13 protein-coding genes are annotated in these 14,338 nt (G+C 66.1%); 9 read left to right on the forward strand and 4 right to left on the reverse strand.

All coding sequences use genetic code 11. The features are described from left to right. The first annotated feature begins 36 nt into the window (after window positions 1–36). The gene (locus tag H3H55_RS00340) at window positions 37–1,350 is read left to right on the forward strand and encodes a GTP-binding protein (RefSeq protein ID WP_319022284.1); all 1,314 of its coding nucleotides are present in this window, start codon (window positions 37–39) and stop codon (window positions 1,348–1,350) included. A 117-nt stretch (window positions 1,351–1,467) separates the two neighbouring features. Here the strand turns inward: H3H55_RS00340 and H3H55_RS00345 are convergent, their stop codons facing one another. Next, a complete protein-coding gene (locus H3H55_RS00345; RefSeq protein ID WP_006401505.1) occupies window positions 1,468–1,746 on the reverse strand; it encodes an HU family DNA-binding protein in 279 nt (92 codons plus the stop codon). A 388-nt stretch (window positions 1,747–2,134) separates the two neighbouring features. On the opposite strand from H3H55_RS00345, the gene mnmC reads away from it, so the two are divergent. From mnmC to H3H55_RS00380, 7 genes are all read left to right on the forward strand, one after another. Next, window positions 2,135–4,087, forward strand: coding sequence for a bifunctional tRNA (5-methylaminomethyl-2-thiouridine)(34)-methyltransferase MnmD/FAD-dependent 5-carboxymethylaminomethyl-2-thiouridine(34) oxidoreductase MnmC (gene mnmC, locus H3H55_RS00350; RefSeq protein WP_193097381.1), 1,953 nt, complete (start codon window positions 2,135–2,137; stop codon window positions 4,085–4,087). Between the two features lie 672 nt (window positions 4,088–4,759). Beyond that, complete coding sequence (locus H3H55_RS00355) at window positions 4,760–5,974, forward strand: cation:proton antiporter (protein ID WP_129513347.1); 1,215 nt, start codon at window positions 4,760–4,762, stop codon at window positions 5,972–5,974. A 14-nt stretch (window positions 5,975–5,988) separates the two neighbouring features. Continuing rightward, a complete protein-coding gene (locus H3H55_RS00360) occupies window positions 5,989–7,104 on the forward strand; it encodes a YbdK family carboxylate-amine ligase (RefSeq protein ID WP_048247951.1) in 1,116 nt (371 codons plus the stop codon). 507 nt (window positions 7,105–7,611) lie between these two features. Next, the gene (locus H3H55_RS00365) at window positions 7,612–8,250 is read left to right on the forward strand and encodes a MarR family winged helix-turn-helix transcriptional regulator (protein WP_043184842.1); all 639 of its coding nucleotides are present in this window, start codon (window positions 7,612–7,614) and stop codon (window positions 8,248–8,250) included. 28 nt (window positions 8,251–8,278) lie between these two features. Beyond that, complete coding sequence (locus H3H55_RS00370; RefSeq protein ID WP_193097382.1) at window positions 8,279–8,989, forward strand: glutamine amidotransferase; 711 nt, start codon at window positions 8,279–8,281, stop codon at window positions 8,987–8,989. Between the two features lie 210 nt (window positions 8,990–9,199). Then, window positions 9,200–10,312, forward strand: coding sequence for an NADH:flavin oxidoreductase/NADH oxidase (locus H3H55_RS00375; RefSeq protein ID WP_193097383.1), 1,113 nt, complete (start codon window positions 9,200–9,202; stop codon window positions 10,310–10,312). Window positions 10,313–10,491: 179 nt separating this feature from the next. Continuing rightward, window positions 10,492–11,022 carry an SET domain-containing protein gene (locus H3H55_RS00380; RefSeq protein WP_193097384.1) on the forward strand — a complete coding sequence of 177 codons (531 nt, stop codon included), beginning with the start codon at window positions 10,492–10,494 and terminating at the stop codon, window positions 11,020–11,022. Window positions 11,023–11,168: 146 nt separating this feature from the next. Here H3H55_RS00380 and H3H55_RS00385 read toward each other — a convergent pair whose 3' ends face one another. Further along, a complete protein-coding gene (locus H3H55_RS00385) occupies window positions 11,169–12,653 on the reverse strand; it encodes a sensor histidine kinase (RefSeq protein WP_129513351.1) in 1,485 nt (494 codons plus the stop codon). Between the two features lie 116 nt (window positions 12,654–12,769). Further along, entirely contained in the window at window positions 12,770–13,462 is a 693-nt protein-coding gene (locus H3H55_RS00390) for a response regulator transcription factor (RefSeq protein WP_006401494.1), read from the reverse strand. A gap of 121 nt (window positions 13,463–13,583) precedes the next feature. On the opposite strand from H3H55_RS00390, the gene H3H55_RS00395 reads away from it, so the two are divergent. Then, the gene (locus H3H55_RS00395; RefSeq protein WP_034183818.1) at window positions 13,584–13,814 is read left to right on the forward strand and encodes a DUF3717 domain-containing protein; all 231 of its coding nucleotides are present in this window, start codon (window positions 13,584–13,586) and stop codon (window positions 13,812–13,814) included. Between the two features lie 92 nt (window positions 13,815–13,906). Here H3H55_RS00395 and H3H55_RS00400 read toward each other — a convergent pair whose 3' ends face one another. Further along, window positions 13,907–14,284, reverse strand: coding sequence for a 4a-hydroxytetrahydrobiopterin dehydratase (locus tag H3H55_RS00400; RefSeq protein ID WP_264299658.1), 378 nt, complete (start codon window positions 14,282–14,284; stop codon window positions 13,907–13,909). Between the last annotated feature and the right edge of the window lie 54 nt (window positions 14,285–14,338).

Genomic DNA, 14,338 nt, shown 5'->3' on the forward strand with positions numbered 1-14,338 from the left:
AAGGGCGCCGCGGCCGCTTTTTCATTTTTTCCGTTGGTGCGTACCGCAATGAACCAGCCGTTGCCCGTCACCGTGCTGTCCGGCTTCCTCGGCGCCGGCAAGACCACGCTGCTCAACCATATCCTCGCGAACCGCGCGGGCCTGAAAGTCGCCGTGATCGTCAACGATCTCGCGGCGGTCAACATCGACGCGTCGCTCGTGCGCGATGCGCAGGCGCTGTCGCACGTCGAGGAACGCCTCGTCGAAATGTCGAACGGCTGCATCTGCTGCACGCTGCGCGACGACCTGCTCGTCGAGATCCGCAACCTCGCGTCCGAAGGCCGCTTCGACGCGATCATGATCGAATCGACCGGTATCGCGGAGCCGATGCCGATCGCCGAAACTTTCACATTCGTCGACGACGACGGCACGTCGCTGTCGAAAATCGCGCGGCTCGACACGCTCGTTACCGTGGTCGACGCATACAACTTCCTGCGCGACTACGGTTCCGACGACGCGCTTGCGACGCGCGGCATCGCCGCGTCGGAAGACGACGACCGCACGCTCGTCGAGCTGCTGATCGAGCAGATCGAATTCTGCGACGTGCTGGTGATCAACAAGGCCGACCTCGTCGCTGCCGACGAACTCACGCGCCTGCAGCACATCCTCGCGCGGCTCAATCCGCGCGCGCACCAGGTCGTGTCGACGTTCGGCAACATTCCGCTGAATGAAGTGCTGAACACGGGCCGCTTCGATTTCGACGAGGCCGCGAACGCGCCGGGCTGGCTCGCGTCGCTCGATCACGATCACACGCATTGCGACGACCCCGACTGCCACGATCAGCATCACGCGCACGTGCACGGTGAAGCCGACGAATTCGGGATCGGCAATTTTGTTTACCGCGCACGCCGGCCGTTTCATCCGGCGCGACTCTGGGCGCTGCTGCACCAGGAGTGGCCGGGCGTGTTGCGCAGCAAGGGCTTCTTCTGGCTCGCGACGCGCAACGACATCGCGGGTTCGCTGTCGCAGGCCGGCGGCGTCTGCCGGCATGGCCCGGCGGGTCTGTGGTGGGCCGCGCAGGATCGCTCGGAATGGCCGGACGACGACGACCTGCTCGCCGAAATCCGCGCCGAATGGCAGGGCGATCTCGACGATCGCGCGGTCGGCGATCGCCGGCAGGAACTCGTGCTGATCGGCATCGCGCTCGACGCCGATGCATGGCGCGAGAAACTCGATGCGTGCCTGCTGACCGATGCGGAATTCGCACTCGGCGCGGCGGGATGGAGCGCGTTCGACGATCCGTTCCCGGCGTGGGATGTCGATTCGCACGACGACGACGATCACGGCGACACGCAGATCGTGCACGCGTAACGGCTTGTAAAACAACCGTTAAATCTTGCAAGAGCGGCGCGGACTGTGGCGAAAATGCCGCGCGCGCCCAACAAAAAACCCGCCGAGAGGCGGGTTTTTTCTGGAACAGGCGCTGGTTTAACGCTTGTTGACGGCGTCCTTGAACGCCTTGCCAGCCGTGAACTTGACCGTCTTGGCTGCCGGGATCTTGATGGTTTCGCCGGTCTTCGGGTTGCGGCCCGTACGTGCTGCGCGCTTGCCCGAACCGAAGCTGCCGAAGCCGATCAGCTGAACCGCATCACCCTTCGACACGGCCTTCTTGATGACTTCGAGCAGCGTGTCCAGCGTTTCGCCGGTTTGAGCCTTGCTGGCGCCCGTTTGGGCGGCGACGGCGTCGATCAGTTCCTGTTTGTTCATTAAGGTTCCTTTATCAGGTTAGGTTGACACGAACAGCGCGAACGCGCCGATTATACGTGCGCGAACCGTGCCGTCGAGAGTCAGACTCCGACGGCACAGCGCCGAATCCTGGCCCGCGCGACGCGCCCTCCGGCTTGCCGGCGGCCACCCCGCGGTACGGCGTTGCTATGATAGCGCAGCGCAAACCCAATAACGACAAGGGTTTCAAAGATTTTCATCGGTATTTCGCCGAATGAATCGTCGATTGCCTGTTTTTTGACCTGCGCCAACCGGACAGGATACGCAGCGCGGTCCGCCCGTGCGCCGCCCCGTTGGCTTTTTCCAACGGCCGCTCGGACGCCCCCGCGCAATCCCTTGCCAGGCTTGGCTGCCACGTTTTTTGTTTCGCATGCCCGACCGACTTGTTCCCGCCACGCTCGCGCTTCGCGACGACGGCACGCCCGTCTCGCCCGAGTTCGGCGACCTCCATCGCGGCGCGTCAGGCGCACTCGCGCACACGCATCGCACGTTCGTCGCGGGCAACGGGCTGCCGGCGCGCTGGCACGGCCGCCGCGCGTTCACGATGGTCGCGACGCGCTTCGGTACAGGCGACAGCTTCCTGTCGACCTGGGCCGCGTGGCGCGACGATCCCGCACGCTGCGAGCGGCTGCACTTCGTCGCGGTCGAGCCGCATCCGTTCTCGCGCGACGACCTGCGCCGAGTGCTTTCCCATATCGTTGCGAACACAACCATATCGGCGGACGTCGATGCGCTCGTCGACGCATGGCCAATGCTCGTGCCGGGCCTGCACCGGCTCGAATTCGACGCAGGGCGTGTGGTGCTCACGCTCGCGTTCGGCGATGCGATCGACATGTTGACGAAGCTCGTCGCACGCGCCGATGCCTTCTGTCTCGACGGCGTCGCAACATCGAACGACACGGATCAGTGGTCGAACGACGTGTTCCGCGCATGCGCGAAGATCGCCGGCGAAGGCGCGACGTTTGCGACGCATGCGCATTCCGACGCCATGAAGCATGCACTCGGCGAAGCAGGCTTCACGTATCGCGAGGTCGACGATCTGCTCGTCGGCGAATATGCGCCACGCTGGCGCGCGCGCCGGCACGAGCCGCCGCGCGCGCTGCCCGTTGCGGCGCGCCGCGCGATCGTGATCGGCGCGGGCCTGGCGGGCTGCGCGGTCGTCGAACGTCTGGCCGCGCGCGGCTGGGACGTCACGCTGATCGAGCGGCACGAACGGATCGCGAGCGAAGCGTCGGGCAATCCGGCCGGCGTATTCCACCCGCTGATGACGCGCGACGACAACGTCGCGAGCCGGCTCACGCGCAGCGGCTTCCTGCACGCGATCACGCGCTGGCGTGCGCTCGAACGCGCAGGTCATGCGTTCGCGCGCAGCACGCAAGGGATGATTCATCTCGCCGAATCGGCCGACGATTTCGCTCGGATGCGCGACGCATTCGATGCATTCGGCGCGCCGTCCGACTATGCATCGCTGCTTGATACCGATGCCGCGCGCGCCCATCTGAACCTGCCGGTCGCGCATGGCGGCCTGCTGTTTCCGCATGGTGGCGCCGTCTGGCCAGCCGGGCTTTGCGCGGCGCAATGCGCGGCGGCCGGCGAACGCGTGCGATTGCTCGCGGCCACCGACGTCGCGCGGCTCGAGCAGCAGGGCGACACGTGGCATGCGCTCGACGCGGCCGGTAGCACGCTGGCCGAAGCCCCCGTCGTCGTGATCGCGAACGCCGGCGACGCCGTGCGTCTCGCCGGGCTGCAGCATGTCGCGCTGCAACCGGTGCGCGGGCAGCTCACGCTGCTGCCGCCCGGCAGTGCGGCGCCGCTGCCGTGTCCGACGATCGGCGACGGTTACGCGGTGCCGCTCGACGACGGCACGCTGCTGATCGGCGCGACGTTCGAACCCGACGACGTCGATCCCGCGATGCGTATGGCCGGCCACGTCGAAAATCTCGACCGCGTGCGGCACCTGCTGCCGGGCCTGATCGGCGACCTGTCGGACGTCGGCACCCTGGGCGGCCGCGTCGCGTTCCGCTGGGTCGTCGCCGACCGTCTGCCGCTGATCGGCCTGCTCGCCGACGAAGCGCAGGCCGTCGCGAACGCACGCGCGCTGAGCGGCGCCAAGGCGCGCGACCTGCCGCGCATGCCCGGCCTCTACGGCGCCTTCGGCTTCGGCTCGCGCGGCCTCGTATGGGCCGCCCTCGGCGCCGAACTGATCGCATCGCAACTCGAAGGCGAGCCGTGGCCGCTCGAGCGCGAACTCGCCGAAGCCGTCGACCCGGCACGCTTCCTGATCCGCGCACTACGCGCTCGCCGCATCGCGTCAGCCGGCTGACCGGCCGCGCGCATCCCTCACAGTTTCCCGATTTTCCTGTGCGAGGTTATCCACCCGATGCTGTGGATAACCTTGCGAAATCCGCACGCACTTCGTGTGTAATCACAGTGGACGTAAACTGGGTAACTCCGCACAGCTGTGAGAAGGGCCAAAAGTTGCTCAACTCAAACCTCTGTGCACGAACAGCCTGTGCAACGGGTTATGGCTTCTGCAACGCATTGATCCGTCAGCGTAAACCGAAGTTATCCACAGAACTGTGCCGGTCTTGTTAACTTCTACTACGTATATATACAAGTAAACCTTTGAAACCAAAGACCTGAGGTGCCGCACAGCGCCGCGAGTCGATTCAATGGGTTCCAGACCGAAAAAGCTGTGGCACAATCGGTGTCCTTCGCGTTCGTTCGGCCAGGCGCCGGACATGCTTCAATGGAACGGTCGGCACGTTTTCGAATCTGAATCTTCGAGACTGCGCTGTCCGTTCACACACCAGGCCGACAATCCAGATCGGCAATCTGTGCGACGTTCCGCCGAGTGGCGGAACAGGCGGATCCCATGTCCCGCCGTCGTCGACCACAACAATCAAATTCGGGGCGACACCCAGCCGGCGCGTATCCATTTCTGACGTTTGACCCTGCGTCGCTGGCGGTTGCTTCCAAAGGAGAAGTCACCACGATGAAGTCGGCGTTCTCATTTCTGCCCAACTGGCCGCTTGCGCCGGATGCCGTGTTCTGGGCCGGGCTCGCGTTGTTCGCGGCCGGCCTGTGCGGCGAGCTGTGCTATCGCGCGTGGCGCCTGCCGCGCATTACCGGCTATGCGGTGATCGGCCTGATCGCCGGTTCGTTCGGTTTCGGCGTGATCGACGCGAGCACCGACGAAACCTCGCGGCTGCTGATCGACGTCGCGCTCGGCCTGCTGCTGTTCGAGCTCGGCAGCCGCCTCGACCTGCGCTGGATCCGGCGCAATCCGTGGCTCATCGCGTCGAGCCTCGCCGAAGCCACGCTGACGTTCGTGCTCGTGCTGTTCGTGATGCTCGCGCTCGGCGTATCGGGGATGGTTGCGCTGGTGCTGTCGGCGATCGCGATCGCGACATCGCCGTCGATGGTGATCCAGCTCAAGACCGAACTGCGCGCGGAAGGGCAGGTGTCACAGCGGCTCATCACGCTCACCGCGCTGAACAGCGTGTACGCGATCGTGCTGACCAAGCTCGTGACCAGCTGGCTCCACCAGGAAGCGTACGGCAACGTTTTCGCGACGATCCTGCAGCCGCTGTACCTGATCGCCGGTTCGTTCATCGTCGCGTACCTGGTCGCGCGTTCGTGCAATTTCCTGTTTCGCCACATGACGTCGACGATGCGCGACGAGCATTCGTTCGTCGCACTGTTCGGGCTCGTGATGCTTGCGATCGCGGTGGCACAGGCGCTGAAGCTGTCGACGCTGCTCACGCTGCTGCTCGCCGGCATCATCGTGAAGAACCTCGAAGCGCGTCCGCAGCTGTGGCCCGAGCACTTCGGCACGGCCGGCTGGCTGCTGACGGTGGTCCTGTTCGTGCTGACGCTCACGTCGTTCACGTGGGGCGACCTCGCGCTCGGCGGGCTGCTCGCGATCGTGCTGATCGTCACGCGGCTCGTCGCGAAGCTGGCCGGCGTCGTCGCGTTCGCGAAGCCGAGCGGCATCGGGTTGAAGCAGGGCGTCGCGCTCGGCATCGCGCTCACGCCGATGTCCGCGCTGTCGTACCTGCTCGTCGACGATACCTACCAGCTCTATCCGAATTTCGACCCGCACCTGCGCGCGATCGTGATGTGCACGATCGTGGTCTTGCAGCTCGTCAGTCCGTTCGTCGTCTACCGATGCCTGTCGGCGGTCGGTGAACGCAGCGACAGCAACTGATTCAGGAACCTGCCATGGCACTCGAAACCTTCGTCAATTCCGAACCGTTCACGTTCGGCGTCGAACTGGAGATCCAGGTCGTCAACACGCACAACTACGACCTGACCAAGGCTGCATCCGACCTGATGCGCCTGATCCAGGGCGAGACCTTTCCGGGCAACATCACGCCGGAAATCACCGAGAGCATGATCGAGCTGTCGACCGGCATCTGCCATACGCACGAGCAGGCGGTCAGCGAGCTGCATGCGATCCGGGACGTGCTCGTGAAGGCGGCCGACCAGCTCAACGTCGGGCTCGCCGGCGGCGGCACGCACGCGTTCCAGCAATGGAGCGACCGGCAGATCTACGACGCGCCGCGCTTCCAGTACATCTCCGAGCTGTACGGCTACCTGGCCAAACAGTTCACCGTGTTCGGCCAGCACGTCCACATCGGCTGTCCCGATTCCGACAGCGCGCTGTTCCTGCTGCACTCGATGTCGCGCTTCATTCCGCACTTCATCGCGCTGTCCGCGTCGTCGCCGTTCGTGCAGAACGTCGACACGGGCTTCCAGTCGGCACGCCTGAATTCGGTGTTCGCGTTCCCGCTGTCGGGCCGCGCGCCGTTCGTGCTGACCTGGGACAGCTTCGAGGAGTACTTCACGAAAATGGTGAACACCGGCGTCGTCAACTCGATGAAGGACTTCTACTGGGACATCCGCCCGAAGCCCGGCTTCGGCACGATCGAGGTGCGCGTGATGGACACGCCGCTGTCGGTCGACCGGGCGGCGGCGATCGCCTGCTACATCCAGACGCTCGCGCGCTACCTGCTGACCGACCGGCCGCTGAAGCTGTCGGAGGACGACTACCTCGTCTACACGTTCAACCGTTTCGAAGCGTGCCGCTTCGGGCTCGAGGGCACCTGCGTGAATCCTCAGACGGGTGAACGCCGCACGATCGCGGAAGACATCCTCGACACGCTCGACCGGATCGCGCCGCATGCGGCCGCGCTCGGCTCGCGCGCGGCGCTCGACGAGATCGGCGCGCTGGCGAAAGCGCGCGTGAACGACGCATCGTGGTTGAGAACCGTTTTCAAACAGGAAAAATCGCTGAACGAGACGGTCCGCCAGCAGTGCTTACGTTGGCGTGAATGAAAAAATGTTTTGCAGATTGCAGGCTCGACCGCGTCGCGATTCGCTGAACGACGCTCGGCGCTGTTTCAGGCCGAAATCGTTGCCAGTCGTCCTGAAAATCTGTGGATAACCCGATATTCCGCTGCAAAGTCAACGGTCTGCGGGTGGGATAACCCGGTGGATCATTGCCATTCCCCCGATGGCCGATCCGAACAGGAAAATGTTTGCGCGCCCCGATCCGCGGGCGCGCGGCATAGCAGGCACAACGAAAAATTTCAGTTATCCAGCGATTTTCCACAGAATGCAGGGGATAACTTAGCTGTGCGATTTTCCACTGTCGCTTAGAATGTCGGCTTTGCGGACACCGGAACGACGCGTGTCTCACCGGTCGCCGCGAACGCGACCGCCGCGTGTGCCTCGCGACGGCCGTGCTGACGCACTCGCAAGAGTGCGTCTGTTTTGAGATAGACATTCGATCTCCACACTACGGCCGCTCGGCAATCCGGGCGGCGGCAAAGCGAAAAGACTATGAGCGAAGGCGTTTACGGGAACCAGGCTTCGGGACGTGTCACCCACAGCCTGCTGCGGTTGAGTACGGCCATGCGAAGCCAGGCATGGGATTGGGCGGAAGGCGCGGGCCTCACGCCGACGCAGGGCGAGATTCTCGTGCTGCTGCTGCAGCGCAAGGGTCCGATGCGGCTCGGCGAGATCGCGCGCGAGACGCAGCTCACCGCAGCCACCACGAGCGATGCGGTCAGCACGCTCGAGACGAAGGGGCTCGTCGAGAAGCGCCGTGCGCTGGACGATGGCCGCGCGCTGGCCGTGCGCCTGTCGGCCCGTGGCCGTACGGCCGCGAAGAAGGCGCTGCAATGGCCGGAATTCCTGACGAAAGCGGTCGGCAAGCTCGGCGCGGACGAGCAGGGCGCGTTGTATCGCGCGCTGCTGAAGACGCTGCGCGAACTGCAGGTGGCCGGTGCGACGCCGCCGCAGCGCATGTGCGTGACGTGCGCCCACTTCCAGCCGGGCAAGCTGTCGAAGAAGACCGTGCATCACTGCGCGGCGCTCGACATCTCGATGTCCGACAGCGACCTGCGTCTCGACTGTTCGGTGCAGGAAGAAGCCGACGCGGCGACGCAGAAGAAGACCTGGAAGATTTTCGCCGGCTGACGTCCGTCGATCGACCGGGAGGCCGATGATGAACGCTGAAGTCGTGGCGATCCGCCACGTGCATTTCGAGGATCTCGGGAGCTTCGAGCAGGTGCTCGGCGAACGGGGCCGGCGGGTGCGCTACGTCGATGTCGGGTCGTCGCGGGTCGAGGTGCTCGACCCGCTCGCGCCGTCGCTGTTCGTCGTGCTTGGCGGGCCGCTCAGCGTGTACGACGATGCGGAGTATCCGACGATCGCGCCGCTCGCGGCGCTCGTACGCCAGCGCATCGACGCGGGGCTGCCGATTCTCGGCATCTGCCTCGGCGCGCAGTTCATCGCCCGTGCGCTCGGCGCGCGCGTCTATCCGGCTGCGCAGCACGAACTCGGCTGGGCGCCGCTGGCGCTCACCGATGCCGGCCGCGCGTCGCCGCTGCGCCATCTCGATGGCGCGGCGACGTCGATGCTGCACTGGCATGGCGACACGTTCGACCTGCCGGGCGGTGCGATTCATCTCGCGTCGACGCCGGCGTGCCGCCACCAGGCATTCGCGTGGGGGCAGCACGTGCTGGCGCTGCAGTGTCATCCGGAAATCCGCACGGACCGCTTCGAACCCTGGCTGATCGGGAACGCGGGCGAAATCGCCGCGACGCCCGGCATCGACGCGCGCCAGTTGCGCGCCGATACCGCGCAGCATGGCCCCGTGCTCGAGACGGCTGCGCGGCGCATGTTCGCGGAGTGGCTCGACAGCGTCGGGCTCTGACGTCGCGGGCGGCGCCGGTCGCCGCGAACCTGTTGCCCGGCCTGCATCCGTTGCAGGCCGGCGTGTCGTTGCGTCCCTCGCGTTTCCAGCATCGCCGGCAAGCTGCCGGCCGCACCTGACCATCCGCTTACTGCCACGCACGCCAACTGCACGCTTCAAGACTGCGTGCTACGCTCGTCCGCTCTTTCCCTTTCCTGGCGAGCGGCCTCCATGACAGCGCTGTTTTCCCCGTTCACGCTCCGCGGCGTGACTCTTCCGAACCGGATCGTGATTTCCCCGATGTGCCAGTATTCGGCCGAGCGCGGCGAGGCGACCGACTGGCACATGATTCACCTCGGCCATCTTGCGCTGTCCGGCGCGGGGCTACTCTGCATCGAGGCGACTGCCGTCGAGCCCGACGGGCGCATCACGCACGGCGACCTCGGCCTCTGGGACGACGTGACCGAAGCCGCGCTGAAACCGGTGCTGGCCGCGATCCGCAAGCATTCGCCGATCCCCGTCGCGATGCAGTTGTCGCACGCGGGGCGCAAGGCGTCGAGCGCCGCGCCGTGGGAGGGCGGCCAGCTCGTGTCGGTCGCCGACGGCGGGTGGCTGCCGCACGGGCCGTCGGCCGTGCCGCACAAGGACGGCGAGACGCCGCCGCTCGCGCTCGACGCAGCGGGCCTGAACCGGATCCGCGACGCATTCGCGGCCGCCGCGAAGCGCGCGGCGCGGCTCGGCATCGACGCGATCGAAGTGCACGCGGCGCACGGCTACCTGCTGCACCAGTTCCTGTCACCGCTCGCGAACCAGCGCACCGACGAATACGGCGGCTCGCTCGAAAACCGGATGCGTTTTCCGCTCGAAATCTTCGAGATCGTGCGCGCGGCGTTTCCGGACGATCGGCCGGTCGGCGTGCGCGTGTCCGCGACCGACTGGGTCGAAGGCGGCTGGGAACTCGACGACACGATTGCGTTCGCGCACGAACTGAAGCGCCGCGGCTGCGACTGGATCGACGTGTCGTCCGGCGGCGTATCGCCGCTGCAGAAGATTCCGCTGTCGCCCGGTTACCAGGTGCCGTTCGCGCAGGCCGTGAAGCGCGCGGTCGGCATGCCGACGATCGCGGTCGGCCTGATCAACGAGCCCGCGCATGCGAACCGGCTCATCGAGTCCGGCGATGCCGATTTCGTCGCGATGGCGCGCGCGATGCTGTACGACCCGCGCTGGCCGTGGCACGCGGCGGCCGAGCTCGGCGCGCAGGTGACGGCGCCGCCGCAGTACTGGCGCTCGCAGCCGCGCGAGCACAAGGCGTTGTTCGGCGACATCGCCTTCGGCCAGCGTTGAGCGTCAAGCGCGCAATATTGCGCGCGATGTTGAACGAAGCAATCGTGAACGTGTAGGATGCGGGTGATTCGCCGCATGCCCCGACGCGGCACCACCCGGTGCCGCGTTTTCGTTTTGCGCGACGCCAGGCCGCGGTCGCGGCCGTCTTCCATTCATTCGTCTTCACAAGGATTCGTTCGATGAGTTCACGCAGGATCGCGGTGCGCCGCTCGGGAGTACACGGCAAGGGCGTGTTCGCCGTGGCGCCGATCAAGGCCGGCGAGCGCGTAGTGGAATACAAGGGCGAACGAATTTCGTGGAAGGAAGCGCTGCGCCGCCATCCGCACGACCCGAGCGAGCCGAACCATACGTTCTACTTCGCACTGGACGAAGGCGGCGTGATCGACGGCAAGATCGACGGCAACAGCGCGCGCTGGATCAATCATTCGTGCGCGCCGAACTGCGAAGCCGAGGAAGTCAAAGGCCGCGTGTACATCCACGCGCTGCGCGACATCGGGCCGGAGGAGGAGCTGTTCTACGACTACGGCCTCGTGATCGACGCGAAGCTGACGAAGACGCTCAAGCGCGAATACGCGTGCCATTGCGGCGCGGCCGCGTGCCGCGGCACGCTGCTCGCGACGTCGGACGACGGCGATAAGAAGAAAAAGAAGAAGGACAAGAAGGACGGCAAGTCCGAGTCCAAATCGAAGGACAAGAAAAGCAGGAAGTAACGCAGGCGGCGGCGCACCGTGCGCTCCCGCTGCCGTTTCGGCGGACGGTTGCCGCGCTGCGCCGCCGTTGTTCCTGCTTCTTGATCCGGCGGGCGAGCCGGCCAACGGTCGCCCGCCCGCCGTAAAGCACCCGGTTATCGCTCAACTCAGTGCGTCGACGCGGCCGCCGGCGTTTCGCTGGCCGGCTTCTCCGTGTGCGCGGCGAGCGGTACCCTCACCACGAAGCGCGAGCCGCCTCCCGACGCATCCTCGTACGACACGGTGCCGCCATGCATCGCGATGATGTCGTGCACGATCGCGAGACCGAGCCCGGCGCCGGTCTCGACGCCGTTGCCGCTTTGCGCGTCGCCGCGGAAGAAGCGCTTGAACAGGTCGGCCTGCTGGTTCGCGGGGACGCCTGGGCCGTTGTCCTCGACGACGATCTCGGCGGCCGGCTGGCCGTCCTCGAGTGCGCCGCGCGCGACGTTCACCGTGATCCGCGCGCCGTCCGGCCGCGCGAGCGGCACGTATTTCAGCGCATTGTCGAGCAGGTTCGCGATCACCTCGCGCAGCAGCACGGGGTTGCCGCGCACGGTCAGCTTATGGTCGTCGCCGGGGTCGTCGCTGCGCTGGAAGCCGAGGTCGACATGCGACGCGAGCGCGCGCGGCACCCATTCGGCGCCCGTCTCGAACGCCATCGCCGCGAGGTCGACGTCGACGAAACGCGCGGCCTGTTCGCCCGGTTCCGCACGGGCGAGCGACAGCAGCTGGTTCGACAGCCGCACCGCGCGGTCGGCGGCCGCGCGCAGCTCGCGCACCGCGGCGAAGGTCTGGTGCGGGTCACGCGCGACGGCCGCCTGCTCGGCATGCAGCTTCACGGCGGTGAGCGGTGTGCGCAACTGGTGCGCGGCATCGGCGATGAACTTGCGCTGCGCGTCGAGCGCGGTCTTCAGGCGGCCGAGCAGTGCGTTCATCGCGCTCGTCAGCGGCCGGATCTCCAGCGGCACTTCGGTTTCGTCGACCGGCTCCAGCGACGTGTGGGTCTGTCGGTTCAGCGAATCGGCGAGATGCGTGAGCGGGCCGAGCTGCTGGTTCACGACGCGCCAGACGATGCCCCAGCCCGCGAGCAGCAGCAGCAGCAGCGGCATCATGATCGCGACCAGGAATTCGGCCGCGATCCGGTAGCGGTGCCGCACCGGCTGCGCGACCTCGACGACCATCGGCTTGCCGCCCTCGACATCGTCGACACGTACCTGCGCGACCCGCACCGCGCGGTTGTCGTACTCGGCCTCGAACACGTACGCGTGATGCATGCGGCGCACGTTGATGCCCTGCAGCGGCAGCTTCGGATCGCCGGCGAGTTCCTGTTCGCCGTCGCTAATCCGGTAGATCAGCGCTTCGGCGGGATCGGAGAACATCGCCTGCGCGAGCGGCGGCACCGTGAATGGCGCGTCGGGGCCGGCGATCTGGATCTGTTTCGAGATGGCGGTCGCGAGATCGGCGAGCGAGCGGTCGATCACGTGCTGCGTGTATTGCCACGCGAGCCAGTAGGCGATCAGGCCGCTCATTAGCGCGAGCATCGACAGCGGCGCGGCGAGGCGCCGGAGCAGCGAGCGGCGCAGGCTGGTGGTCACAGCCGGATCAGGAGACATTTCGACGGGCAAATGGATAAGCGCCGCTCACGGGGAGCGGCGCGGTCGTGCGCCGGGCGACGACGCGGGGCAGGGCGCGGACGCCGGCGGCACGCGGCCGGCCGACGCGGCGCCGCTCAGACGCTCGCCGTCTGGCGGATTTCCTGCAGCAGGTAGCCGAAGCCGCGCACCGTGACGATTTCGACACGGCACTGTTCGAGTTTCTTGCGCACGCGGTGCACATAGACTTCGATCGCGGTATCGCCGAGATCGCCGCCGAAGTGCGTGAGGTGATCCTGCAGCTGGGCCTTGCTGACGACGCGGCCGTGACGCAGCAGCAGCATCTCGAGCACCGCGAATTCGCGCGGCGACAGTTCGAGCGGCTTGTCGTCGTTGAAGATGCGGCGGTCGACGCCCGACAGGCGGACGCCGCCGAGCGACACTTCCGGACGCGGCATGTCGCTGTGCGGGCCGCTGCGGCGCATCACCGCGCGGATACGCGCTTCGAGCTCGGCCGGCTCGAACGGCTTGAGCATGTAGTCGTCGGCGCCCGAATTCAGGCCCTGGATCCGGTCGTTCAGCTCGTCACGCGCGGTCAGCACGATCACGGGCGTGTGGCGGTTGGTCTGGCGGAAGCGCGTGAGCAACGTCATCCCGTCGATGCCCGGCAGGCCGAGGTCGAGGATCACGAGTTCGTGGCGGTTTTGTGCCAGCGCCTGTTCGGCAAAAATGCCGTCATGCACCATGTCGACGGTGAAGCCAGCCTGCTCGAGGCTGCTCTGGATACCGCGTGCGATGGGGCGGTCGTCTTCGATCAGAAGGAGTCGCATGAAGTTCGCTCAAGTACAATGGGTTGGCGGTTCAGGCACGCGGACAGCACGACGCCGTTTCCACAGGGGCGCCGCATCACCGACATCAAGCGTGGCGGCCAGCGAACGATTAAATCCAAACATGTCCGATATCTCGATCAACGACCTTGAAGCCGCGATCAATTTCTGGCGCGCCCGCTCGCCGTCGAGCGGCGACGAACTCAAACTCTGCGAAGAGGCCAGCGCGCTCTCCAAGCCGTATGCGCTGCTGATTGTACAGCGCGAAAGCGCGCTGCAACTGGAAGGTTTGGACCCCAAGGCGCGGAAAGCGTACGAGACTTACGTGCGCCTTAAGGATGGCTTGGAAAGCTGAAGGCTTTCGCTGACTACATCCTAGAAAACGTTCATCGAAATGAAAAGTTGACGCGCCGCGCATCGAAAGATGCGCGGCGGTAGAGGAAGGCCTCAGGCGGCCGGGTGCGCGTGCGCGCCCGCACGGTCGATGAACAGCGCCAGTTCGATGTCGCGTTCGGTCAGGCCGTCGGCGTCGTGGGTCGACAGCGTGACGTCGACGCGGTTGTACACGTTGAACCATTCCGGATGGTGGTTCATTTCCTGCGCCTTGATCGCGACGCGCGTCATGAAGCCGAAGGCTTCGTTGAAATCGGCGAAGCGCAGGCTGCGCTGGATCGCATCGCGGCCCGGCACGGCCGTCCAGAGCGGCAGGCCTTCGAGCCTGGTCTTGCGTTCTTCTGATGTGAGCTTGTGGATCATGTTGCACCTCTCGTTCGGTAACGGCGCCCGCGCGCGGCTGCGCCGCGCGGTGCAGCCGGCATCGGTCATTGTTTCATAGTTGTGGGACGGGCATCCGGGGACGGCCATCCGGCCGCGGCCGGC

This window comes from Burkholderia sp. Z1, from assembly GCF_014893795.1.
GTDB classification, from domain to species: domain Bacteria; phylum Pseudomonadota; class Gammaproteobacteria; order Burkholderiales; family Burkholderiaceae; genus Burkholderia; species Burkholderia theae.

What these genes read in the sequence shown, in the direction of transcription:
- H3H55_RS00355 (WP_129513347.1), top strand. Translation starts at nt 4,760, where the DNA reads ATGAAGTCGGCGTTCTCATTTCTGCCCAACTGGCCGCTTGCGCCGGAT.
- H3H55_RS00365 (WP_043184842.1), top strand. Translation starts at nt 7,612, where the DNA reads ATGAGCGAAGGCGTTTACGGGAACCAGGCTTCGGGACGTGTCACCCAC.
- H3H55_RS00385 (WP_129513351.1), bottom strand. Translation starts at nt 12,653, where the DNA reads ATGTCTCCTGATCCGGCTGTGACCACCAGCCTGCGCCGCTCGCTGCTC.
- H3H55_RS00345 (WP_006401505.1), bottom strand. Translation starts at nt 1,746, where the DNA reads ATGAACAAACAGGAACTGATCGACGCCGTCGCCGCCCAAACGGGCGCC.
- H3H55_RS00400 (WP_264299658.1), bottom strand. Translation starts at nt 14,284, where the DNA reads ATGACCGATGCCGGCTGCACCGCGCGGCGCAGCCGCGCGCGGGCGCCG.
- H3H55_RS00390 (WP_006401494.1), bottom strand. Translation starts at nt 13,462, where the DNA reads ATGCGACTCCTTCTGATCGAAGACGACCGCCCCATCGCACGCGGTATC.
- H3H55_RS00375 (WP_193097383.1), top strand. Translation starts at nt 9,200, where the DNA reads ATGACAGCGCTGTTTTCCCCGTTCACGCTCCGCGGCGTGACTCTTCCG.
- mnmC (WP_193097381.1), top strand. Translation starts at nt 2,135, where the DNA reads ATGCCCGACCGACTTGTTCCCGCCACGCTCGCGCTTCGCGACGACGGC.
- H3H55_RS00360 (WP_048247951.1), top strand. Translation starts at nt 5,989, where the DNA reads ATGGCACTCGAAACCTTCGTCAATTCCGAACCGTTCACGTTCGGCGTC.
- H3H55_RS00380 (WP_193097384.1), top strand. Translation starts at nt 10,492, where the DNA reads ATGAGTTCACGCAGGATCGCGGTGCGCCGCTCGGGAGTACACGGCAAG.
- H3H55_RS00395 (WP_034183818.1), top strand. Translation starts at nt 13,584, where the DNA reads ATGTCCGATATCTCGATCAACGACCTTGAAGCCGCGATCAATTTCTGG.
- H3H55_RS00370 (WP_193097382.1), top strand. Translation starts at nt 8,279, where the DNA reads ATGAACGCTGAAGTCGTGGCGATCCGCCACGTGCATTTCGAGGATCTC.